This window comes from Micromonospora sp. ALFpr18c, from assembly GCF_008868155.1.
Lineage (GTDB): Bacteria > Actinomycetota > Actinomycetes > Mycobacteriales > Micromonosporaceae > Micromonospora.
On record NZ_WBKR01000019.1, the window covers coordinates 21589 to 42212 of the forward strand.

Consider the following 20624-nt stretch of genomic DNA (forward strand, 5'->3'; position numbering starts at 1 on the left):
CGGGAGACAGGGCGGCTGCGGCAGGTGAGATCGGCGCGGAAGCGGGAAGGTCCCGATCGGTACGCGCCGGCAGAGCCGACCCCGATCCGGTCGGACGACCCGGATGACACCAACGGCGACGTACGCTTGTCGAACTGTGTCGACCAGGGGGTGTGGGTGCGAACTCGGACAGCCGTGGCAGGCGGAGTGGCGCTCATCCTCATCGCCGTGATCGGAATCTGGCTCGTCGTGCGGCAGGCCGGCGACCGTCTCCAGTTGCCCCTGGCGCGCAAGTGCACCGTCCAGGCCGACGGCCGGGTGGCGTTGGACGCCGACCAGATGGCCAACGCGGCGACCATCGCGGCGATCGGGGCGCAGCGCGGCATGCCCGAGCGGGCCGTCGTGGTCGCACTGGCCACCGCGTACCAGGAGTCGGGGCTGCGCAACCTCGCCGACGGCGACCGCGACTCGGTCGGACTGTTCCAGCAGCGGCCGAGTCAGGGGTGGGGCACCGAGGCGCAGATCCGCGACCCGCGGTACGCGGCGAAACGCTTCTACGCGGCGCTGAAGAAGGTGCGCGGCTGGGAGGAGATGCGGGTCACCGACGCCGCCCAGCGGGTGCAGCGCTCGGCGTTCCCCGAGGCGTACCAGAAGTGGGCCGACGAGTCCGAGGTGCTCAGCAGGGCGCTGCTGGGCGAGGCCACCAGCGCCGTCGCCTGCACCGTGGGGCGTACCCCGGTGATGCGTGGCGCGGCCGCGGCCGCGCAGCTGACCCGCAACCTGAAGTTGGACTGGGGGTTGTCGGGCGCCGACCCGGGCGACCAGATCGGCCTGACGGTGCCCGCGGCCGACCAGCGTGACGGCTGGCGGTACGCGCACTGGCTGGTCTCGCACGCCCAGGACCACGGCGTGAAGTGGGTCCGTTTCGGCGACCTGGAGTGGACCGCCCGGGACGGCACCTGGGGGCCGGTCGACGGCGAGCGGGGCCCGGTCGGGCAGGTGCTGGCGGAGGTCTTCGCCGAGGGGTGAGGCGCCCGGATCTCGCATGTAACCGGCAGTCACCGCACAATCGGGCATTACACCGCAGGACGCCCAATTGATCAGGACCTCGTTTGTCAGCCGCGACCGGCGAGCCGGCGGCGGGCCTTCTCCCGGATCCGCTCCGGCAGGTCCTCCGCGTCGAGCAGCCGGGGCAGCAACTCCGGCTCCAGGGTGGTCGCCCGGAACACCTCGCCGATGGTGACCCCGTGCGCGGGACGCTCCACCACCTCGACCGGGTCGCCGGCGCCCACCTCACCCTCGCGCAGCACCCGCAGGTACGCCCCCGGGCTGGCGCGGACCGTGAAGCGCCGGATCAGGTCCGGCACCCCCCAGAAGCCGGCGAACGTCGTGCACGGGGTGCGCGGAATCGTCACCTGGAGCAGTGCCGTGCCGACCGCCCACTGCTCGCCGATGACCGCCCCGGTCACGTCCACCGCGTAGGTGGTCAGGTTCTCGCCGAAGCCCCCCGAACGGATCGTCCGGCCGATCTCGGCCGACCACCACGCGGCGTCCTCCTCGGCGTACGCGTAGACGGCCTGGTCCGCCCCACCGTGCACGGGCCGCTCGCCGATGAAGTCGCCGGCGAGGCCCTCGACGAGCACCGGCACCGGCCCGTCGACCGGCCGCTTGTCGATGCCGGTACGACCGCTCGCGTCGCCGGCCCACTCCGCCTCGGTCACGATCCCGAGGTTCACCGCTGCCACCCTGCCCGTCATGACGGTCAGCCTAACGGCGGGGCAGCACTCAGCCCTTGACTGCGCCGGCGACGAGGCCGGAGACCATCCGTCGCTGCACCAGCAGGAAGAAGATGATGACCGGCAGCGTGAACAGGGTGGAGGCGGCCATGACCGGTCCCCAGTTGGTGTCGTCGCGGCCGAAGAAGAAGGTCATCGCCACCGGCAGCGTGTAGCGACCCTGGTCGTTGATGAACGTCAACGCGAAGATCAGCTCGTTCCACGCGGTGATGAAGGAGAAGATGCTGGTGGCGACCAGGCCGGGCGCGACCAGCGGGAACAGCACCCGCCGGAACGTCTGGGCCCGGCTGGCGCCGTCGATCGCCGCCGCCTCCTCCAACTCCTTGGGCACCGCGGCGACGAAGCCGCGCAGCATCCAGACCGCGAACGGCAGCGAGAAGCCGAGGTACGTGAGGATCAGGCTGGGCAGGGTGTTGTAGAGCCCCAGCCGCTGGATCATCAGGAACAGTGGGATGACAAGCGCCTCCAGCGGAATCATCTGCACCACGAGCAGCATGATCAGGAAGCTGGTCCGCAGCCTGAAGCGGAACCGGGCCACCGCCGTCGCCGCGAGCAGGGCGACCAGGCCGCTGAGCACCACCGTCGAGATCGCGACGATCGCGCTGTTGAGGAAGAAGTCGAGGAAGCTCACACCCGGGATCAGGTTGCCGGTCAGGATCTCCCGGTAGTGCGCCAACGTCGGGTGGGCCGGCACCGGCTGCGGGGTCGACGAGAAGATCTCGCTGCTCGGCTTCAGCGAGGTGGAGATCATCCAGTAGACCGGGAACGCCGCGAAGAGCGCGACCAGCAGCCCGGCGACGTTGAGGGCGACCTTCTTCACGACTCGTCCTCCTGCCTGAGCACCATCCGTACGTAGAAGCCGGTCACCACGAGCAGGATCAGCGTGAGGATCACCGCGATGGCCGCGCCGAGCCCGTACTTCGGCGGCGGCGAGAAGGCTTCGGCGTACGAGTAGATGGAGAGCATGAACGTGGGCCGGTCCTGGGTGCCGCCGGCCAGCACGAACTGCTGGGTGAAGACCTTGAAGTCCCAGATCGTGGAGAGCACGATCAGGATCCCGAAGACCGGGCGCAACAGCGGGAACGTGATCTTCCAGAAGACCCGCCACGGGCTGGCGCCGTCCACCCGGGCCGCCTCGTGCAACTCACTCGGCACGCTCTTCAGGCCGGCGAGCACGCTCACCGCGATGAACGGGAACGAGTGCCACACCACCACCAGGGTGAGGATGGCGAAGAACAGCAGCGGCGAGTTGAACCAGCCGTAACCCGTCCAGTCGCTACGACCGAACAGGGCGTTGGACAGCCCGTCCGGCAGCGCGTTGAACAGCCACGTGACCAGGCCGCTCGTGTCGTCGAAAATCCACTTCCAGACGATCGTGCCGGTCAGCGCCGGGGTGGCCCAGGCGAGCATCACGCAACTGGCCACGAAGGTCGCCATCTTGCGACCGAGCCGGTTCAGCAGCAGCCCGACGAGGGTGCCGAGGACCATGGTGAGCAGCACGTTGGCCGCGGCGAACAGGACCGTGTTGCGCAGCACGGTCAGGAAGAACGGGTCGGAGAGGATGTCGGCGTAGTTGCCGAGCCCCACCCACGGCCACTCCCGGTCGCCGCGCAACTGCCGGACGCTGTTGAGGCGGTAGAAGGACATCGTCACCACCTGGCCGAGCGGCCAGAGCAGCAACACCCCGATGATCACCAGTGCGGGCAGGAGCAGCAGGTAGGGCAGGCGGTCCACCCGGCGACGCCGCCGCGCGGGGGTCTCCCGCGCGGCGGCGTTCTCCGGCACCTCGGTCAGCGTGGTCACTTGGCGTTGAGGATGCTTTCCATCTCGGCGGCCGCGTCGGCGGTGGCCTTCTCGACCGTCTTCTGACCCTTCATGACCGAGCTGTTCATCGCCTGGGTCACCGTCTTCGTCCGGCTGACCTCCACCCACTTCGGGGTGAGCGGCGTGAGCTTGGTGTTCTGCATGGTGGTGGCGAACGCCGCCATCACCTTGTCGTTGGCGTACGTGTCACCGGCGACCAGATCCTGGTAGACCGGGAAGAAGCCGAGGCTGCTCGCGAAGCTCTGCGAGTTCTTCTTGTTCAGCAGCACGGTCAGGTAGTCCCAGGCCAGGTCCTGACGCTCGCTGTCCTTCCAGATCGCCACGTCCGAGCCGCCCGCGAAACCGGGCGCGGCCTTGCCGTCCGGGCCGGGGATCGGGAACGTGCCCCAGACCTTCTCGATCTCGGGGTTGTCCTTCTTGATGGCACCCTGCTGCCAGCTGCCGGCGAACGCCATCGCGGCCTTGCCGGTGGCGAACTGCGTGCGCGCGTCGATCTCGTTCCACCCGGCGGCGGCCGGCGGGGCCACCTTGTGCACGGTCACCAGGTCGGTCCAGTACTTGACGGCCCGCTGCGCCTCCGGCGTCGTGTAGCCGGACTTCCAGGTGCCGCCCTGGTTGCTGGCGATCTCGCCGCCGGCGCCCCAGAGGAAGGAGTAGAAGGGCAGCTCGGAGTTGCCCGGCAGCGCGATGCCGTAGGTGCCCGGCTTCTTCGCCTGCACGGTCTTGGCCGCGGTCACCAGCTCGTCCCACGTCTTCGGCGGCTGCACGCCGGCCTCGGCGAACCAGTCGGTGCGGTAGTAGATGGCCCGCACGCCCGCGTACCACGGCACGCCGTACTGCTTGCCGTCGAGCTGCGCGTTGCGCACCAGGTCGGGCAGCAGATCCTTGCTGTCGGCCCAGCCGCCCATCCGCCCGCTCACGTCGGCGAGCGCCTCCTGGGCCGCCCAGCCCTGGGTCTCGGTGTTGCCCAGCTCGGTGATGTCCGGCCCCTCGCCCCCGGCGAGCGCGGCCTGGAACTTCTTGGGCGCCTCGAGCCAGGGAATGTACTGCACCACCACGTCGGTGTCGGGGTGCTTCTGGCGGAACTCGGTTTCGACCCCGTCGAGGAAGGCGTTCTGCGCCTCGCCGCCCTCGCCCATCATCCAGACCGTGAGCTTGCTGTCGTCGGCAGCCTCGTCACCGGAGCCCCCGCAACCGGTCAGCACCATCGCGGCCGAGGCCACCATGGCGGTGACCGGGGCCAGCCGCTTCCACCTGTTCACGCCACTTCTCCCCTCGCGCCGCCTGGAACTAACCTTCTCCGCCGCACCTTAGTACGAAGAATTCCTTTACGACAGTGGGAGGTGTCGCGACCGTACCGCAGCAGCCCGAGCGGTGACGCCGCGACATCGGGCCGAAGTCGGGCACTCCAGCACGAAAAAGCGCCCGGCCGATGGCCGGACGCTCTTTCCATGCAGTGCGATGCAACCAGGTGATACCGGGTTGTTATCGGGTGACGCTGCGGCGACGACCCACACCGGCCACCAGCGCGACCGCGATGGCCGCCAGGACGACCTGCACCAGCAGCTCCGTCCAGTCGATGCCGGCGGTCTCGGTCGCGATACCCATCGCCCGCGCCAGCACCGTGCCCAGCAGGGCGGCGCCCACACCGATCAGCAGGTGCAGCCAGATCGGCATGTTCTGCCGGCCCGGAACGACCAGGCGGCCGAGCGCGCCGACGATGAGACCAACAACGATCGCAGTGATGATGCCCCACACGGTGAGCTCCACGGTCGCCCTCCTTCTAAGAATGTCTGACACACGATGTGTGTGCTTCCTGTCGTGACCGCTAAGTGCCCGACCGGCGGAAAATCCAAACCGACTTTGTCCACCAGACGATCACGACTTGGCCTACCTGGGCAGGTTCCGCGCTCCCCGCCCGCCCACGATCGCGGTGGCCCGCCCAAGATCGCGCTCGAACATGGAAGTAGTGGCCTCGTCTGCCCACCGAGGCCACTACTTCATGGGTCCAGCACGATCATGAGCGCGCCCGCGGGGCCGAGGCTCTCGTCGGCCACCGCCCTCCCGTACGGCCGATCCTGGGCGGCCTATCCCGGGCGGCCCGGCAGGCGGGGCGCACGGGCAGGAACGCCGATGGGCGCCCGACCTGTCGGTCGGGCGCCCATCGAAGTGTCGCGGTGGTACGGGGTGTTGCGGGTGTCAGTGGGTGACGCTGCGACGGCGACCCACACCGGCCACCAGCGCGACCGCGATGGCCGCGACGACGACCTGCACCAGCAGCTCGCCCCAGTCGATGCCGTTGGTCTCGGTGGCGATGCCGATGGCCCGGGCCAGGACGGTGCCCAGCAGGGCGGCGCCCACACCGATCAGCATGTGCAGCCACATGGGCATGTTCTGCCGACCCGGGACGACCAGGCGGCCGAGCGCGCCGACGATGAGACCAACAACGAGCGCAGTGATGATGCCCCACACGGTGAGCTCCACGGTCGCCCTCCTTCAACGAATGTCTGACACACGGTGTGTGTGCTTCCTGTCGTGGCGGCTAAGTGCCCGGCCGGCCAAAAATCCAAACCGACTCACGTCAGGCGACAGCGTCAGACGTCGATGCTCGGAGGGTGCGTCGGTTGGCGCCCGGGCGCGTCCCCACAGGTAGGAGGCCATCTCGTCGGGCCTTGGATCCCCGACAGGTGCCGGAAAAATTCCTCCACGGGCCGCCGGTTCAGAGCCGACGCACCGGTGCCGGGGTCACTTCTTTCCGGCGGCCTTGCCGTCACCGGAGTCGGACGACAGGGCGGCGATGAACGCCTCCTGCGGCACCTCGACCCGGCCGACCATCTTCATCCGCTTCTTGCCTTCCTTCTGCTTCTCCAGCAGCTTGCGCTTACGGCTGATGTCACCGCCGTAGCACTTCGCGAGCACGTCCTTGCGGATCGCGCGGATGGTCTCCCGGGCGATGACCCGGCTGCCGATGGCCGCCTGGATCGGCACCTCGAACTGCTGGCGCGGGATGAGGGTACGCAGCTTGGCGGCGATGGTGACGCCGTAGTTGTACGCCTTGTCCTTGTGCACGATGGCGCTGAACGCGTCGACCGGCTCGCCGTGCAGCAGGATGTCCACCTTCACCAGGTCGGACGCCTGCTCGCCGGAGGGCTCGTAGTCCAGCGACGCGTACCCCTTGGTACGGCTCTTCAACTGGTCGAAGAAGTCGTAGATGATCTCCGCGAGGGGCAGCGTGTAGCGCAGTTCCACCCGGTCGGCGGACAGGTAGTCCATGCCGAGCAGGGTGCCGCGCCGGCCCTGGCACAGCTCCATCACGGCACCCACGTAGTCGTTGGGCGTCAGGACGGTGGCCCGTACGACCGGCTCGTACACCTCGGCGATCTTGCCGGTGGGGTACTCGCTGGGGTTGGTCACGACGATCTCGGCGCCGTCGTCGGTGATCGCCCGGTACACCACGTTGGGCGCGGTGGAGATCAGGTCGAGGTTGTACTCGCGCTCCAGGCGCTCCCGGATGATCTCCAGGTGGAGCAGGCCGAGGAAGCCGCAGCGGAAGCCGAAGCCGAGCGCGCCGGAGGTCTCCGGCTCGTAGTCCAGGGCCGCGTCGTTGAGCTTGAGCTTGTCCAGTGCCTCGCGCAGGTTCGGGTAGTCGGACCCGTCGATCGGGTAGAGGCCGGAGTAGACCATCGGCTTCGGGTCCTTGTAGCCACCCAGCGGCTCGGCGGCCGGCCGGCTGTTGATGGTGACCGTGTCACCGACCCGGGACTGCCGGACGTCCTTCACGCCGGTGATCAGGTAGCCGACCTCGCCGACGCCGAGCGCCTCGGCCTTCACCATCTCCGGCGAGATGACGCCGATCTCCAGCAGCTCGTGCACCGCGCCGGTGGACATCATCTTGATCCGGTCGCGGGCGCTGATCCGGCCGTCGATGACGCGGACGTACGTGACGACGCCGCGGTACACGTCGTACACCGAATCGAAGATCATCGCCCGGGCGGGCGCCTCGGCGTCGCCGACCGGCGGGATGAACTGCCGGACGATCTCGTCGAGCAGGTGTGGCACGCCCTCGCCGGTCTTGCCGGAGACCCGGATGCAGTCGGCGGGGTCACCGCCGATGAGGTGGGCCAGCTCCTCGGCGTACTTCTCCGGCTGGGCGGCCGGCAGGTCGATCTTGTTGAGCACCGGGATGATGCGCAGGTCGTTCTCGAGGGCCAGGTAGAGGTTCGCCAGGGTCTGCGCCTCGATGCCCTGCGCGGCGTCGACCAGCAGCACGGCCCCCTCGCAGGCGGCCAGCGACCGGGACACCTCGTAGGTGAAGTCGACGTGCCCCGGGGTGTCGATCATGTTGAGCACCGCGTGCTCACCGGCCCGCTCGCCCTCGCGGATGGTCCACGGCATGCGAACGGCCTGGCTCTTGATGGTGATGCCGCGCTCGCGCTCGATGTCCATCCGGTCCAGGTACTGGGCGCGCATCTGCCGCGGGTCGACCACGCCGGTGAGCTGCAGCATCCGGTCGGCCAGGGTCGACTTCCCGTGGTCGATGTGGGCGATGATGCCGAAGTTCCGGATGCGACCGGGGTCGGTGGCACCAGGGGCGTTCGCGCCGGGATCGAGCTTCGGTGGCACAGCGGTCCGTTCTGGTCGGCTGACGTGAACAGGCCGGCGCGCCGCCGACCCCCTCCATGTTCCCACGCCGCCGGGGTGCGCCCACTGCGCGGGCGACGGATCGGCCCCGGGGACCTCACTCCGGCGGCGGCTCCACGAAGAGCGCGGCCAGCCGGGGCAGCCGCCGGCGCGCCTCCTCCTCGTCGTCGAAGTCCCAGAAGTCGTTGAGGTCCGGTGTGCGCACCGGCTCGCGGTCCGCCGGCAGTTCCGTCGCGGTGGCCTTGCGGTACGCGTCCCACGGCACCGACAGCATCTGCTCGGCGGAGAACTCCTCCCCGCTGAGTGCGGCCGCCCGCACCTGGGGCAGTTCGGCCAGCGAGTCCGGATCGGCGACCGCGCCGGCGAAGACCGCCCGCCCCTGCGTCATCAGCCAGCCCCGGAAGTGCTCGAACCCGTCCGCCGAGGCACCGCCGTTGATCAGGTAGGCGGCGCCCCACAGGTCCGCCTTGTGCGAGGCGGCCAGCACCCGCGTCTGGTGCCGGGCGTACCCGACGATGTCCTCCGGGTCGCGCTCGGTGAGCAGCGCGACGGCCCGCGCGGCCACCGGGCCGGGCTCTCCCCCACCGCCGGCCCGCGCCTGGTCGATCAGCTGCCAGAAGTCCTCGGTCCTCATGGCTTGGCAGTCTGGCAGTGTCGCCGCGCGTCGCGCACGCACCCCGGGGCAGCATGGTGGGGTGTCCCCCACGCCGCTGCCTCCGGTGCCGTACCACGCGAGCGCGCTGCGCCCGTCGTGGCCCGCGCTGCCGGCGGCGCTGCGGGCCGCGGTCGCCGACCGGCTCGGCGCGCCGGTGGTCGCCGTCCGGGTCGCCGGCGCCGGCTTCACCCGGGGCTTCGCCGCCGTGCTCAGCACGGCCGACGGTGGTCGGGCCTTCGTCAAGGCGGCACCCGCCGCCGAGCAACCGCACCTGGTCGAGGGGTACGCCCGGGAGGCCGCGATCCTGGACCGGCTGCCGGCCGGCCTGCCGGCGCCCCGCCTCCGGTGGAGCCTGTCCGAGGCCGGCTGGTTCGTGCTCTGCACCGACGCCGTCGACGGCCACACCCCACGCCTGCCCTGGACGGTGGCCGAGCTGGACGCCACGCTCGCCGGGTACGCGCAGGTCGCCGCCGCGCTGGCCGACCCGCCGGCCCCGCTGACCGCGCTCGGCCTGCCGCACCTGGCCGACCTGGCCCGCTCGGACATTCTCTGGTGGGAGGAGGTCGCCGCCGGACGCGAGCCGTCACCCCCGATGCCCGCACCGGCGCGGGGCCGGCTGGCCGAGCTGGTGGCGCTGGAGTCCCGCCTGCCCGGGTACGCCGCCGCGGCGACCGGGCTGATCCACGGCGACCTGCGGGTGGACAACGTGCTGATCGGCGCGGACGGCCGGGCCTGGTTCTGTGACTGGACCTGGTTCTGCCACGGGCCGCCCTGGTGGGATCTGGCCGGCTTGCTGCTCACCGCGTACGCCGGCGGGCTGGACGCGGACCGGCTCTTCGCCGCGCACCCGGCGTGCGCGGACGCACCCCCGGACGCGCTCGACGCCACGCTGGCCGCGCTGGCCGGCTACTACCTGACCGGGGCCGAGGCGGCACCGGTGACGGCCTCGCCGCACCGGTCGGCGCACCAGCGGTGGAGCGGCGAGCAGGCGCTCGACTGGCTCGCCCACCGCCAGGGCTGGCGGTGACAGCGGCCCGGGCGGACGCGGTTCGGGCCGAGCCGTTTTGGCTCGTCCGGGGCGACCTGGTAACCTGGCTCTTCGCGCAGCGATGACGCATGTTCGTCATCCAGCGCACAAGCTGACCAACCCGAGCTATCAAGACGAGGCTGTCGCGTGGCGAACATCAAGTCCCAGATCAAGCGCAACCGGCAGAACGAGAAGGCCCGGCTGCGCAACAAGTCGGTCAAGTCGTCGCTGAAGACCGCCGTCCGGAAGTTCAACGAGGCTGCCGAGGCCGGTGACGTCGAGAAGGCCACCGCGCTCATGCAGGACGCCTCGCGCAAGCTGGACAAGGCCGTCAGCAAGGGCGTGATCCACTCCAACCAGGCCGCGAACCGCAAGTCCGCGATCGCGAAGCGCGTGGTGGCGCTGTCCGCCTGACGATCTACCGTCAGACTGATTCGGAAAGCCCCGGACCCCGGTCCGGGGCTTCCGTGTGTCTGTAGGGGTGTCCGCCGCCGGGGCGGGAGTGCCGGTAGGCGTGGTCGCCGCCGGGGCGGGAGTGCCCGCAGCCGGCGCGAGTGCCGGTGGGCCGGTCGGAGTCAGTCCGACGGGTCGGGGTGGCGGGGCGGCGGCACGGGGTCGGCGCTGATCACCACGCCCGTCACGCTGTGCGGCATCCACTCGACTCGGGCGCGGCCGACGACCGGTTCCATCTGCCGGCGGAAGCGGTCCCGTTCCTGCTCGGGCACGAGCGCGGCGGACCGGACCACGACCGCGGCCACCATGTCGTTGAGCTTGACCATCGCCGCCACCACCGCGGGCAGCACCAGCACCGACCACCAGGTGACCAGCTCGGCGAGGGCGAGCAGCACCGCCAGGGCGATGGCACCCTCGAAGAAGAGGAAGCACAGCACTCCCCCGGGGTTGACGAACCGCAGGCCGAGGAGTCGGGCGTACAGCGGCCGGTAACGCTCCTCCTCGGCGGGGATGGTGGCCCACGCCGTGCGGTTCGGCCCCGTCACCGGGTGCTGCCCTGCCGGGCCGCCGCGACCGAGAAGACGGCGCGCTCCAGGGCGTACGCCCGGTCGTCGGAGCCGCCCTTCACCGCCGCGTTGCACTCGGCGGCGACCTGCATGGCCCGGACCAGGCCCTCCGGCGTCCAGCCTCGGCCCTGCCGCTGCGCCCGCTCGATCTTCCAGGCGGGCATCCCGAGGCTGCTGGCCAGCTGGTACGGGTTGCCCCGCCCGGCCGACGCCACCCGGGCCACCGTGCGCACCCCGTCGGCCAGGGCGTCGGCGATGGGCACCGGATCGACGCCGACGTGCAGGGCCCAGCGCAGCGCCTCCAACGCGGCCGGCACGTCGCCGACCATGGTGGCGTCCGCCACCGTGAAGCCGGTCACCTCGACCCGGCCCCGGTAGTAGCGGGAGACCGTGTCGGCGCCGATCCGCCCGTCGGTGTCGGCGACCAGTTGGGAGCAGGCGGCGGCCAACTCGCGCAGATCGTTGCCGACGGCCGCGATGAGGGCCTCGGCGGCGTCGTCGGTGCACTTGCCACCGGCCCGGCGGATCTCGTCCCGGACGAAGGCCACCCGGTCGCGGTGCCCCTTGAGCTTGGCCGCCGGGACGACCGTCGCGCCGGCCGCCCGCAGCCCGTCGGCGAACGCCTTGCCCTTGGCGCCGCCCAGGTGCAGGACCAGCAGTTGCACGTCCGGGTCGGGGTTCTTCGCGTACGCCAGCAGGGCGGTGACCAGGTCCTTGCGGGCGTCCTGGCCGGAGCGCAGGATCAGCAGCCGCCGACCGCCGAACAGTGACGGGCTGAGCATCTCGGCGATCTCGCCGACGGTGAGCGCGCTGGCCTGGTATTCACGGACGTCCACCTCGGGGTCGACGCCGCGAACCTTCGCGACAGCTTCGGTGACCGCGCGCGTGGCGAGCAGTTCCTCGTCGCCGAGGACGAGCAGAATGGGGGCGAGGCTGGCGGGGGTCACGCCGCCCATATTCGCACGGCCCGGGGTGCGATCGTGCCTGGTCATTCGGCGCTCAGTCGGCGTAGCCCGCACACAGTGCAAATCCAGACATTCACCTCAATTAACCATCTAATTGGCAATACACCCGCCATTTGCTTCGGTGGTGTGCAATTTCCACCGCCCTTCCCCGGCCGGCTCATGGTCGGTGCCCAGGTAGCACCCCTCGACGGGCCACGGCCAGGCCGTCGCCCGAGCGGATCGCCGCCACGTCGCCGTCGGTGTCGGTCCGCAACACCCGGGCACCGCCCCTGCTGAGCCGGGTGAGCAGCCCCAGGTTCGGGTGCCCGTAGGTGTTACCGGCGCCGACCGGCACCAGCGCGACGGAGGGCCGCACCTCGTCGAGGAACCGGAGATCCTGGTACGCCGAACCGTGGTGGGCGACCTTCAACACGTCCGCCCGCAACTGACCGGGCGCCGCCCGCGCCACCATCGCGTGCTGCTCCTCGGTCTCCGCGTCGCCGGGCAGCAGGATCCGCACTCCGGCGACCGTGGCACGCAGCACCAGCGAGTTGTTGTTGGGGTCGGACCTGGTGCCCGCCAGTGGGTACGGCGGGCCGAGCACCAGCAGGTCGACGCCACCGACCGGATGACGAGCACCGGCCACGGTGGTCAGTAGCGTGGCCCGCCCACCGGTCGCCGCCGCGCGCACCAGATCCCGCCCCTCCACCGGCTCCGCCGACGGCGGCATCAGCACGGCACCCACCCGTCGCCCCCGGAACACCCCGGCCACTCCCCCCACGTGGTCGGCGTGGAAGTGGCTGATCACCAGCAGCGGCACCTCCCGTACGCCGAGTCGACGCAGGCAGCCGTCCACCGCGCCCGGCTCCGGCCCGGCGTCCACCACCACGGCCCGACCGGGTTCGACCGGCAGCACCAGGGCGTCGCCCTGGCCCACCGCGCAGGCCACCACGACCCATCCCGGCGGCGGCCAGCCGGCAGCCACCAGCCGGACCGGAAGGGCGCCCAGCACGGCGGCGACACCGACCACCGCGACCAGTCGCCGTACGAGTGGCCGTCGCACCGCGACCAGCAGCGCGACGGTCAGCCCGGCCAGCAGGAGAGCACCCGGCACCCCGCCCGGCCACGGCAGGGTGCCGCCCGGCAGCCGGGCGCCGTGGCGGGCGATGACGACCAGCCACCACGCTGGCCAACTGGCCAGCCACGCCGCGAACTCGGCGCCGGCCGGCCAGATCGGCGACACGGTGGCCGCCACCACGCCCAGGATGGTGGCCGGCGCGATGGCCGGCACCGCCAGCAGGTTGGCCGGCACGGCCACCAGGCTGACGGTGCCGGAGATCCCGGCGACGACCGGCCCGCAGGCCAGTTGCGCGGCCGCGGGAACGGCCAACGCCTCGGCCACCCCGGGCGGAACGCCCCGCCGCCGCAGCCCGTCCCGCCAGCGCGGTGCGAGCAGCAGCAGACCACCCGTCGCCAGTACGGACAGCGCGAACCCGGGATCGCCGGCCAACTCCGGGTCGACCAGTACCAGCACGGTGATCGCGGCGGCCAGCGCCGGCAGAGCCGCCCGGGGACGGCCGGCGGCGAGCGCGGCGAGCCCGATCGCCCCCATCGTGGCGGCCCGTACGACGCTCGGTGACGGGCGGACCAGGATGACGAAACCGACCAGCGCGACCCCGCAGAGCCCGGCGGCGAGCCACGGGCCGGCCCGCGCCCACCGGGCCAACAGCAGGACGGCACCCACCACGATGGCCACGTTCGAGCCGGAGACGGCGTTCAGGTGCGTCATGCCGGTGGCTTGGAAGTCCTCCTCGACGGCGGGCGGCAACCGGCTGGTGTCTCCCACAACCAGCCCGGGCAGCAGCCCGCCCGGATCGTCGGGGAGCGGCGCGCAGGCCCGTTGCAGGCCGGCACGCAGCGTCCCGGCGGCGCGCTGCGCCCACGACGACGCACCCTGTCGCACGGGCGGGCCGTTGGTGCTGAGCACCGCACCGGTCAGGTCACCGCCGCGCGGAAGGCCGAGGCGGCCGTCGGCGGTGAGGCGCTGCCCGGGGAGCAACCCTCGCCAGGCCGGGTCGGTGGCCAGGACCAGAAGCCGCACCGGCGCGCGGACCCGCCGGCCGTCCGGGCCGGTGAGCCGAGTCAGCTCGGTCGACACCAGCAGCATGCCGGGACGTCCGGCGGAACGGATCGGACGCGGATCGTCCCGGACGATCAGATCGGCCGTGACCGGGGCGCGCTGCTCGGCCAGGGCACGAATCGGCGGCGCGTCCCGGACGGCGAGCCGGGCGGTGGTGGCCGCCGCGCCGCAGACCAGCCCGAGGCCGACCGCGACGGCGATCCAGCCGTACCGGCGGGTGGCGGCGCGGGGTTGACCGAGGCGGCCAACCAGGTGCAGGGCGCCGCACGAGGTCAGGACGGCCGCCGTCCCGGCCGCCAGCAGGAGCGGGCGGCTGCCGACATGCAGGCCGGCGAGCGTGGTGAGCCACACGGCCATGGCCAGCCCGGCCAGCCGCAGATCCGGTGGTGCGGGCTGCGCCTCGGCGACGGGCGGTGACGAGCCGGACCTGCTCACACCGTCACCAGATCCTTGAGCTGCTCGTAGCGGGCATCCCCGATCCCGTCGACCTGGCGCAGGTCGCCGACGGCCTTGAACCCGCCGTGCTGCTCGCGGTGGGTGAGGATGCGCTGGGCGAGCACCGGCCCGACCCCGGGCAGCGCGTCGAGTTGGGCGAGGGTGGCGGTGTTGAGGTTCAGCGGCCCGGCCGCGGGCGCCGCCCCACCCGCGGCCGGGGCCGCCGCACCGCCCGGCACCGGTGGGGGCGTCACCCCGACGACGATCAGCTCGCCGTCGGTGACCTTGCGGGCCGGGTTGAGCAGCGCCACGTCGACGCCGGGCAGCGCACCGCCGGCCGCCTGCACCGCGTCGGCCAGCCGCGACCCGGCCGGCAGCCGTACCAACCCGGGCTTGCGGACCTTGCCCGCGACCGCCACCACCAGCTCACCCGCGTTGGACGCTTCGGGGGCACCCGCCGAGGTCGCGGGCACCGCCTCAGCGGCCAGCGGGGCGACCGGCTCCGCGTGCGGCCGGGACCGCCAGGCCCAGCCGGCCGCGCCCAACACCACCACCACGGCGACGACGGCCAACGCGCGCACCCCACGCCGCCCCGGGTCGAACGCTCCCGGCCCGGACAGCCGCGGCGTGGGCTGGGCCACGGGACCGTCCGACGCCACGCCCGCCTCCGGCTGCGCGGACGACACACCAACAAGGGGTACGCCAGCGGGCGGCGCTCCCGGCCGGGACGACGGCAGAGCGCCCGGCGGCTCCGTGAGCCGGTGCAGGCGCTGGCGTACCTCTGTCTCCTCGTCGTGCGACACGGCCCGACGCTATGGCGGCGGACGGCCCGGCGGGGCGCGGTGACCTCACCCTGTGGACAACCGACGCCACTGTGGACAACGCCCTGATCATGCTCCGATCTGCTAGGGAGGCGGTGCGTCGATCAGAGCTGCTACAGGTACGGCCGCGTGATGATCTCGATGGCGTGCCCCGCCGGATCGAAGAAGTAGAAGCCACGACCACCGTGTTCGCCGGCGGCGCGGGCTGGATCAGTCACGGCTTCTGCAACATGACCGAGGCGACGTCGGCCATCAGCGCCAACGCCCAGTCGAGTTGCCGGCAGTCGTTGTGTTCTCGGCACTCCAGGCAGCCGCCTGCTCGCCACGGCCGGTCGGTTGCCCGTTTCCAGTGGGCATCCAGTACCCGCTGGGCCATGAACAGTTCGGTCGCTGTGGAGACCGGTTCATCGATTGGCATGGTCGGCACCTTCCGCGCGAATCGACGTAGCCCGCCCTGAGGGACACCTCCTTGCGGCTCTCGGGGCGGGCAGACCGGATGGCTCAGGAGTGCTGAAGTCCAGGAGCATCCGATCACTGTCTCACTGTATCCAGTGTCTCACTGTAGTCAAGTTCTCACTATCTCCACTTTGCTGCGTTGCCGCCTTGTCTCGATCGCGGCCGGGCTGGAAACATGATCTCCGCTGAAGTCCAGGAGAGCCGACCATGCCGACGAGACCACCGCACTACCGCCGGGTGGCGGACGACATCGAGCAGAAGATCCGCTCGGGCGAATACTCGCCTGGCCAACAACTGCCGTCGGTGTCCGAGATCGGCGAGCTTTACAACGTCGCACGCTCCACGGCCTACCGAGCCGTCAAGGAGCTGCACGACCGGAACCTGGTTTACGGTCAGCAGGGGCAAGGCGTCTTCGTCGCCGACAGCTAGACCTGCCGAGGGTGGTCAGGCCCGCCTGGTCCGCCGATTCCAACGCCTCGGACGGTCAGCGGGCCTCCGGGTCGAGGCCGAGGACGGCCCGTCCCCCGTCCACCGGCAGGATGACGCCGTTGACGAAGCTCGCCGCCGGTGACAGCAGGTACGCGACGGCCTCCGCCACCTCGTCGGCCCGCCCGATCCGGCCCACCGGGTGCAGCCGGTTCAGCTCGGCGTCGATCCACTCGGCCTGGGAGGGTTCCTGCGCGGCCAGGAACTCGGCGTGCCGTTCGGTGGCGATCGAGCCGAGCGCGACGGCGTTGGCGCGGATGCCGTGCCGGCCGTACTCGACGGCCAGCGCACGGGTCAGCCCCTCCACGGCCGCCTTCGCCGTGGCGTACGGCAGGGCGCCGGACACGGGCCGGCGGGCCTGGTGCGAGGAGACGTTGACGATCGCTCCGCCGGTGCCGGCGGCGAGGAACCGGCGGACGGCGACGGCGGCGCCCACCGTGGCGGGGCGCAGGTTCAGCCCGATCAGGTCGAGGATCGTGTCGGCCGACGCGGCGTGCAGCGCGGCGTCGCGGAACACCGCCGCGTTGTTGACCCAGCCGGTCAGCGGGGCGGCGCGTTCGGCCAATTCGGCGGCGCGCTCGGCGACCCGCTCGTCGCCGGCATCGCCGATCACGGCGACAAGTCGGTCGGCGGCCGGGTCTGCGGTCAGCCAGTCGACGGCGGCGGCGTCGCGCTCCACGACGACGACGGTGGCACCCGTCGCGACCAGCCGTTGCACGACGGCCCGGCCGACGCCACGGCCGCCTCCGGTGACCACGCACGAGGTGGGCATCGGCTCAGTCTCCTGGCCGGCGGTGCACGACCACGCAGGCCAACCCCGGGCCGGCGTGGGCGGCGACCACCGCGCCCGCCTCGGAGACGTACGTGTCGTGCAGCCGGGCACCGAACCGCTCGGTCAACGCGGCGAGCAGCGCCTCGGCTCGTTGCGGCGCGGCCAGGTGGTGCACGCCGAGGTCCACGTCGTCGTCCCCGGCCGCCTCGACGGCCAGGTCGACGAGCCGGGCCACGCCCCGGCTGGCGGTGCGGACCTTTTCGCGCAGCACGATCGCCCCGTCCGGCATGTGCATGATCGGCTTGACGGACAGGGCGGTGCCGAGCAGCGCCTCGGCCGCGTTGATCCGGCCACCCCGGCGGAGGAACTCCAACGTGTCGACGTAGAACCAGACGGTGGTCCGGTCCACGGCGGCGAGCGCGGCGTCGCGTACCCCGATCAGGTCGGCGCCGGCCTCGGCGGCCGTCGCGGCGGTGATGGCCGGGAAGCCGAGGCCCATGCCGGTGGAGCGGCTGTCGACGACCTCGACGCGGCCGTCGAAGTCGGCGGCGGCGAGGCGGGCCGCCTCGACGGTGCCGGACAGGCCGGCGGAGATGTGCACCGAGACGACGCCGTCGGCGCCGTCGTCGAGGAGTCGGCGGTACGTCCGGGCGAACTGCTCGGGCGCCGGCCGGGACGTCGACGCGGTGACCCGCCGGCCGCTCAGCGCCAGGGTGGCGTCGGCCGGGTGGATCTCCACCCCCTCCAGCCCTTCCGCGCCGTTGAGCACGACGGTCAACGGGACGACGGTCAGCCGGTGCGCCTGCACCAACTCGGGCGAGAGGTAGGCGGTGGAGTCGATGACGACCGCGACGGGCATGCCCGGCACGCTAGCCGATCGAGGCGTCGAACGCCGAGGCGAGATTTCAGACCGCGTCGGCGACGGCCGGGACGGTGACCAGGCCGACGTTGTGGGCACGCAGCTGCCAGCCCCGGACGTCGTCGTGCCGCAGCTCGGTCCAGTGGCAGTTGGCCAGGGAGCCGATGCTGCGCAGCACACCGGAGTCCCAACCGAGCAGGTGCCCGACGCCCTGCCGGGAACCGCCGCCGTGGGTGGCGATCACCACGGTGCCGCCGGGTGCCGCGTCGGCCGCGTCCCGCAGGGCGGCGGCGACCCGGTCACCGAGGTCGTGCAGCGGCTCCAGATCCGCGCCCGGATCGGGGTCGCCGGCCCGCCAACGGGCGTACTCCTCCGGGAACATCTCGGCGACCTCGGTGAGGTGCAGGCCCTGCCACCGACCGAAGTGCCGCTCGCGCAGCCGGGCGTCGGAGCGGACCGGTAGCCCGGTCAGCGCGGCGAGCGCGGCGGCGGTCTCCGCGGCGCGACTCAGGTCGCTGGCCACGATGGCGTCGGGCCGCAGCGCCGCGAGCAGCGGCGCGGCGGCGCGGGCCTGGTCGCGGCCCAGCTCGTTGAGGGGTACGTCGGTCTGCCCCTGGACACGGTTGGCGGCGTTCCAGTCGGTGTTGCCGTGCCGCCAGACGATCAGCCGGGTCATTCGGCTGCGGCGGTCCCGCCGGCGTCGGCCTCGACCAGGTCGCGGTCGACGAACGGGATGGTGGGGCAGTCCTTCCAGAGCCGGTCGAGCCCGTAGAACTCGCGCTCCTCGGTGTGCTGGACGTGCACCACGATGTCGACGTAGTCGAGCAGCACCCAGCGGCCACCCCGCTCGCCCTCGCGCCGGATCGGCTTCGCCTTCTCCGGAAGCTCCAGCAGGCGCTCCTCGATGGCGTCGACGATGGCCAGCACCTGACGCTCGTTGGGGGCGGCGGCGAGCAGGAACGCGTCGGTGATGGCGAGCTGGTCGCCGACGTCGATGATCGCGATGTCCTGCGCCTTCTTGTCGGCGGCGGCCTGGGCGGCGGCGATCGCCAACTCGTGAGCGCGTTCGGAAACTGTCACCGTTCTCCTTCGATCAACCGTGCGATCCTCCAAGCGTCTCATACCCGCCGACGCCTCGACCTGTCAGTTCTGGTCGGTTAGGCACCCGTAACGGCCCATATCGGGCACGATCAGGGCTGATAGAGACGCCGCTTGGCGATGTACTGCACCACACCGTCGGGCACCAGATACCAGACCGGCTCGCCCCGGGCGACCCGGGCGCGGCAATCGGTCGACGAGATGGACATCGCCGGCACCTGGATCAGGCTGACCGTGTCCGCCGGCAGGTGCTTGTCGGTCAGCGGGAAGCCGGGCCGGGTCACCCCGATGAAGTGCGCCAGCTCGAAGATCTCGTCCAGATCCTTCCAGGACAGGATGCGTTGCAGCGCGTCCGCGCCGGTGATGAAGAACAGCTGCACCTTGGGGCCGTACTCGGCCTGGAGGTCGCGCAGGGTGTCGACGGTGTAGGTGGGGCCGCTGCGGTCGATGTCGACCCTGCTGACCTGGAAGCGGGGGTTGGAGGCGGTCGCGATGACCGTCATCAGGTAGCGGTCCTCGGCGGGGCTGACCGGTTCGTCGGCCTTCTGCCACGGCTGCCCGGTGGGGACGAAGACCACCTCGTCCAGACCGAACCGGTCGGCCACCTCGCTGGCCGCGACGAGGTGCCCGTGGTGGATCGGGTCGAAGGTGCCACCCATGATCCCGATCCGCCGGATATCTTCCTCCACCCAGTGATCGTAGGCCGGGCGTCCGGGGCCACTGTTCCGGCCCGGCGAGGGGCGCGCGCCGGCCCGGCGAGGGGCGCGCGCCGGCCCGGCGAGGGGCGCGCGCCGGCCCGCCTCGCGCCGGTCGATCCGACCTTCCCGCCGTGATCGACTCGGTTTCCCGGAAACCGGTGCACCGCAGCGGCCCGGACACCCCGCCTTCATCGACAGCGAGTCGATCACCTCCGGGCGGCGCGGCGCGGGGGTCGCGGCGCGGGGGCGCGCCGGCATATACTCGTCGACAAGTAATCGTCGACGAGGCGGGGAGGGTGTCGTGCCGAAGCGGCGCAAGGTCGGCAATCTGCTGGCGCTGGCCGTGCTGTCCGCCCTGGTCCAGCGGCCGATGCACCCGTACGAGATCGCCACCACACTGCCCGCCTGGGGCAAGGACCAGGACATGGAGATCAAGTGGGGCTCCTTCTACACGGTCATCCGCAACATGGACAAACACGGCATGGTCGAGGCGGTCGAGAGCCTGCGCGAGGGGCGACGCCCGGAACGCACCGTCTACCGGATCACCGACGTGGGGCGGGCGGAGCTGGTCGACTGGGCGCGCGAGTTGGTCTCCACCCCGATGCCGGAGCATCCCCGCTTCCGCGCCGGGCTGTCCGTGCTCGCCGCGCTGCACCCCGACGAGGCCGTCGACCTGCTCCGGCAGCGGCTCGACCGGCTGGACGACGCGCTCCGCCGGGACCGCGAGACGCTCGACACCCACCTGCGGGAGGTCCCCCGACTGTTCCTCGTGGAATCGGAGTACGACCTGGCCTTGCGGGCTGCGGAGACGACCTGGCTGCGGGCCCTGCTCGCCGAGCTGACCTCGGGCGGCTATCCCGGGCTGGACACGTGGCGGGCCTTCCACGAGACCGGCGAGATGCCGGCCGAACTGACCGAGCTGGCGGAGAGGACCGGCCCCGACAGCGCCGACACCACCGACTGACGGACGGCTC

23 protein-coding genes are annotated in these 20624 nt (G+C 71.8%); 5 read left to right on the forward strand and 18 right to left on the reverse strand.

The features are described from left to right. Positions 1–156: 156 nt before the first annotated feature. Positions 157–1008, forward strand: coding sequence for a hypothetical protein (locus F8271_RS06255; protein ID WP_370461869.1), 852 nt, complete (start codon positions 157–159; stop codon positions 1006–1008). 86 nt (positions 1009–1094) lie between these two features. On the opposite strand, the gene F8271_RS06260 is transcribed toward F8271_RS06255, so the two are convergent. The 8 genes from F8271_RS06260 to F8271_RS06295 all read right to left on the reverse strand — a co-directional run bounded on the left by F8271_RS06260 (position 1095) and on the right by F8271_RS06295 (position 8874). Next, positions 1095–1736, reverse strand: coding sequence for an MOSC domain-containing protein (locus tag F8271_RS06260; protein ID WP_151488696.1), 642 nt, complete (start codon positions 1734–1736; stop codon positions 1095–1097). Between the two features lie 28 nt (positions 1737–1764). After that, positions 1765–2595, reverse strand: coding sequence for a carbohydrate ABC transporter permease (locus F8271_RS06265; RefSeq protein ID WP_151488697.1), 831 nt, complete (start codon positions 2593–2595; stop codon positions 1765–1767). Continuing rightward, entirely contained in the window at positions 2592–3578 is a 987-nt protein-coding gene (locus F8271_RS06270) for a carbohydrate ABC transporter permease (protein ID WP_151488698.1), read from the reverse strand. Before F8271_RS06270 ends, F8271_RS06265 begins: the two co-directional genes overlap by 4 nt. After that, a complete protein-coding gene (locus F8271_RS06275; protein ID WP_151488699.1) occupies positions 3575–4861 on the reverse strand; it encodes a sugar ABC transporter substrate-binding protein in 1287 nt (428 codons plus the stop codon). Before F8271_RS06275 ends, F8271_RS06270 begins: the two co-directional genes overlap by 4 nt. 223 nt (positions 4862–5084) lie before the next feature. Then, the gene (locus F8271_RS06280; protein WP_151488700.1) at positions 5085–5369 is read right to left on the reverse strand and encodes a GlsB/YeaQ/YmgE family stress response membrane protein; all 285 of its coding nucleotides are present in this window, start codon (positions 5367–5369) and stop codon (positions 5085–5087) included. A gap of 429 nt (positions 5370–5798) precedes the next feature. After that, complete coding sequence (locus tag F8271_RS06285) at positions 5799–6083, reverse strand: GlsB/YeaQ/YmgE family stress response membrane protein (RefSeq protein ID WP_151488701.1); 285 nt, start codon at positions 6081–6083, stop codon at positions 5799–5801. 261 nt (positions 6084–6344) lie between these two features. Continuing rightward, entirely contained in the window at positions 6345–8222 is a 1878-nt protein-coding gene (gene lepA, locus F8271_RS06290; protein ID WP_151488702.1) for a translation elongation factor 4, read from the reverse strand. 115 nt (positions 8223–8337) lie between these two features. Beyond that, positions 8338–8874: a DUF4240 domain-containing protein gene (locus tag F8271_RS06295; RefSeq protein WP_151488703.1), complete on the reverse strand. Its 537-nt coding sequence runs from the start codon at positions 8872–8874 to the stop codon at positions 8338–8340. On the opposite strand from F8271_RS06295, the gene F8271_RS06300 reads away from it, so the two are divergent. Together F8271_RS06300 and rpsT are read left to right on the forward strand one after the other, a co-directional pair. Continuing rightward, positions 8873–9922: a phosphotransferase gene (locus F8271_RS06300; RefSeq protein WP_151488704.1), complete on the forward strand. Its 1050-nt coding sequence runs from the start codon at positions 8873–8875 to the stop codon at positions 9920–9922. The two genes, F8271_RS06295 and F8271_RS06300, sit on opposite strands and share 2 nt — an antisense overlap. A 147-nt stretch (positions 9923–10069) precedes the next feature. Then, positions 10070–10336: a 30S ribosomal protein S20 gene (rpsT, locus tag F8271_RS06305; protein ID WP_109818418.1), complete on the forward strand. Its 267-nt coding sequence runs from the start codon at positions 10070–10072 to the stop codon at positions 10334–10336. 161 nt (positions 10337–10497) lie between these two features. Here the strand turns inward: rpsT and F8271_RS06310 are convergent, their stop codons facing one another. The 5 genes from F8271_RS06310 to F8271_RS06335 all read right to left on the reverse strand — a co-directional run bounded on the left by F8271_RS06310 (position 10498) and on the right by F8271_RS06335 (position 15699). Further along, positions 10498–10920 carry a hypothetical protein gene (locus tag F8271_RS06310; protein WP_151488705.1) on the reverse strand — a complete coding sequence of 141 codons (423 nt, stop codon included), beginning with the start codon at positions 10918–10920 and terminating at the stop codon, positions 10498–10500. Then, on the reverse strand, positions 10917–11897 hold the full coding sequence (gene holA, locus F8271_RS06315; RefSeq protein WP_151488706.1) for a DNA polymerase III subunit delta: 981 nt from the start codon (positions 11895–11897) through the stop codon (positions 10917–10919). Before holA ends, F8271_RS06310 begins: the two co-directional genes overlap by 4 nt. Positions 11898–12063: 166 nt before the next feature. Next, positions 12064–14382, reverse strand: coding sequence for a ComEC/Rec2 family competence protein (locus F8271_RS06320; protein ID WP_151488725.1), 2319 nt, complete (start codon positions 14380–14382; stop codon positions 12064–12066). Between the two features lie 74 nt (positions 14383–14456). After that, positions 14457–15263, reverse strand: coding sequence for a ComEA family DNA-binding protein (locus F8271_RS06325; protein WP_151488707.1), 807 nt, complete (start codon positions 15261–15263; stop codon positions 14457–14459). Positions 15264–15495: 232 nt separating this feature from the next. Continuing rightward, the gene (locus tag F8271_RS06335) at positions 15496–15699 is read right to left on the reverse strand and encodes a hypothetical protein (RefSeq protein ID WP_151488708.1); all 204 of its coding nucleotides are present in this window, start codon (positions 15697–15699) and stop codon (positions 15496–15498) included. 275 nt (positions 15700–15974) lie between these two features. Between F8271_RS06335 and F8271_RS06340 the strand changes: the two genes are divergently transcribed. Next, positions 15975–16166 carry a GntR family transcriptional regulator gene (locus tag F8271_RS06340; RefSeq protein WP_255473646.1) on the forward strand — a complete coding sequence of 64 codons (192 nt, stop codon included), beginning with the start codon at positions 15975–15977 and terminating at the stop codon, positions 16164–16166. 55 nt (positions 16167–16221) lie between these two features. Here the strand turns inward: F8271_RS06340 and F8271_RS06345 are convergent, their stop codons facing one another. The 5 genes from F8271_RS06345 to nadD all read right to left on the reverse strand — a co-directional run bounded on the left by F8271_RS06345 (position 16222) and on the right by nadD (position 19641). After that, entirely contained in the window at positions 16222–16995 is a 774-nt protein-coding gene (locus tag F8271_RS06345) for an SDR family NAD(P)-dependent oxidoreductase (protein WP_151488710.1), read from the reverse strand. Between the two features lie 4 nt (positions 16996–16999). Next, positions 17000–17854: a DegV family protein gene (locus F8271_RS06350; protein ID WP_151488711.1), complete on the reverse strand. Its 855-nt coding sequence runs from the start codon at positions 17852–17854 to the stop codon at positions 17000–17002. Positions 17855–17900: 46 nt separating this feature from the next. Continuing rightward, positions 17901–18530: a histidine phosphatase family protein gene (locus F8271_RS06355; RefSeq protein ID WP_151488712.1), complete on the reverse strand. Its 630-nt coding sequence runs from the start codon at positions 18528–18530 to the stop codon at positions 17901–17903. Next, on the reverse strand, positions 18527–18934 hold the full coding sequence (gene rsfS, locus F8271_RS06360; protein WP_007464025.1) for a ribosome silencing factor: 408 nt from the start codon (positions 18932–18934) through the stop codon (positions 18527–18529). The genes F8271_RS06355 and rsfS overlap by 4 nt, the downstream gene beginning before the upstream one ends. A 110-nt stretch (positions 18935–19044) precedes the next feature. Further along, positions 19045–19641 carry a nicotinate-nucleotide adenylyltransferase gene (gene nadD, locus F8271_RS06365; protein WP_151488713.1) on the reverse strand — a complete coding sequence of 199 codons (597 nt, stop codon included), beginning with the start codon at positions 19639–19641 and terminating at the stop codon, positions 19045–19047. Between the two features lie 310 nt (positions 19642–19951). Between nadD and F8271_RS06370 the strand changes: the two genes are divergently transcribed. Next, positions 19952–20614, forward strand: a complete 663-nt coding sequence (locus tag F8271_RS06370; RefSeq protein ID WP_151488714.1) for a PadR family transcriptional regulator — start codon at positions 19952–19954, stop codon at positions 20612–20614. The last annotated feature ends 10 nt before the right edge of the window (positions 20615–20624 follow it).

Coding starts and splice junctions, on each gene's coding strand:
- F8271_RS06260 (WP_151488696.1), bottom strand. CDS start 1,736: ATGACGGGCAGGGTGGCAGCGGTGAACCTCGGGATCGTGACCGAGGCG.
- F8271_RS06300 (WP_151488704.1), top strand. CDS start 8,873: ATGGCTTGGCAGTCTGGCAGTGTCGCCGCGCGTCGCGCACGCACCCCG.
- F8271_RS06295 (WP_151488703.1), bottom strand. CDS start 8,874: ATGAGGACCGAGGACTTCTGGCAGCTGATCGACCAGGCGCGGGCCGGC.
- holA (WP_151488706.1), bottom strand. CDS start 11,897: ATGGGCGGCGTGACCCCCGCCAGCCTCGCCCCCATTCTGCTCGTCCTC.
- F8271_RS06320 (WP_151488725.1), bottom strand. CDS start 14,382: ATGGCCGTGTGGCTCACCACGCTCGCCGGCCTGCATGTCGGCAGCCGC.
- F8271_RS06335 (WP_151488708.1), bottom strand. CDS start 15,699: ATGCCAATCGATGAACCGGTCTCCACAGCGACCGAACTGTTCATGGCC.
- F8271_RS06345 (WP_151488710.1), bottom strand. CDS start 16,995: ATGCCCACCTCGTGCGTGGTCACCGGAGGCGGCCGTGGCGTCGGCCGG.
- F8271_RS06350 (WP_151488711.1), bottom strand. CDS start 17,854: ATGCCCGTCGCGGTCGTCATCGACTCCACCGCCTACCTCTCGCCCGAG.
- F8271_RS06355 (WP_151488712.1), bottom strand. CDS start 18,530: ATGACCCGGCTGATCGTCTGGCGGCACGGCAACACCGACTGGAACGCC.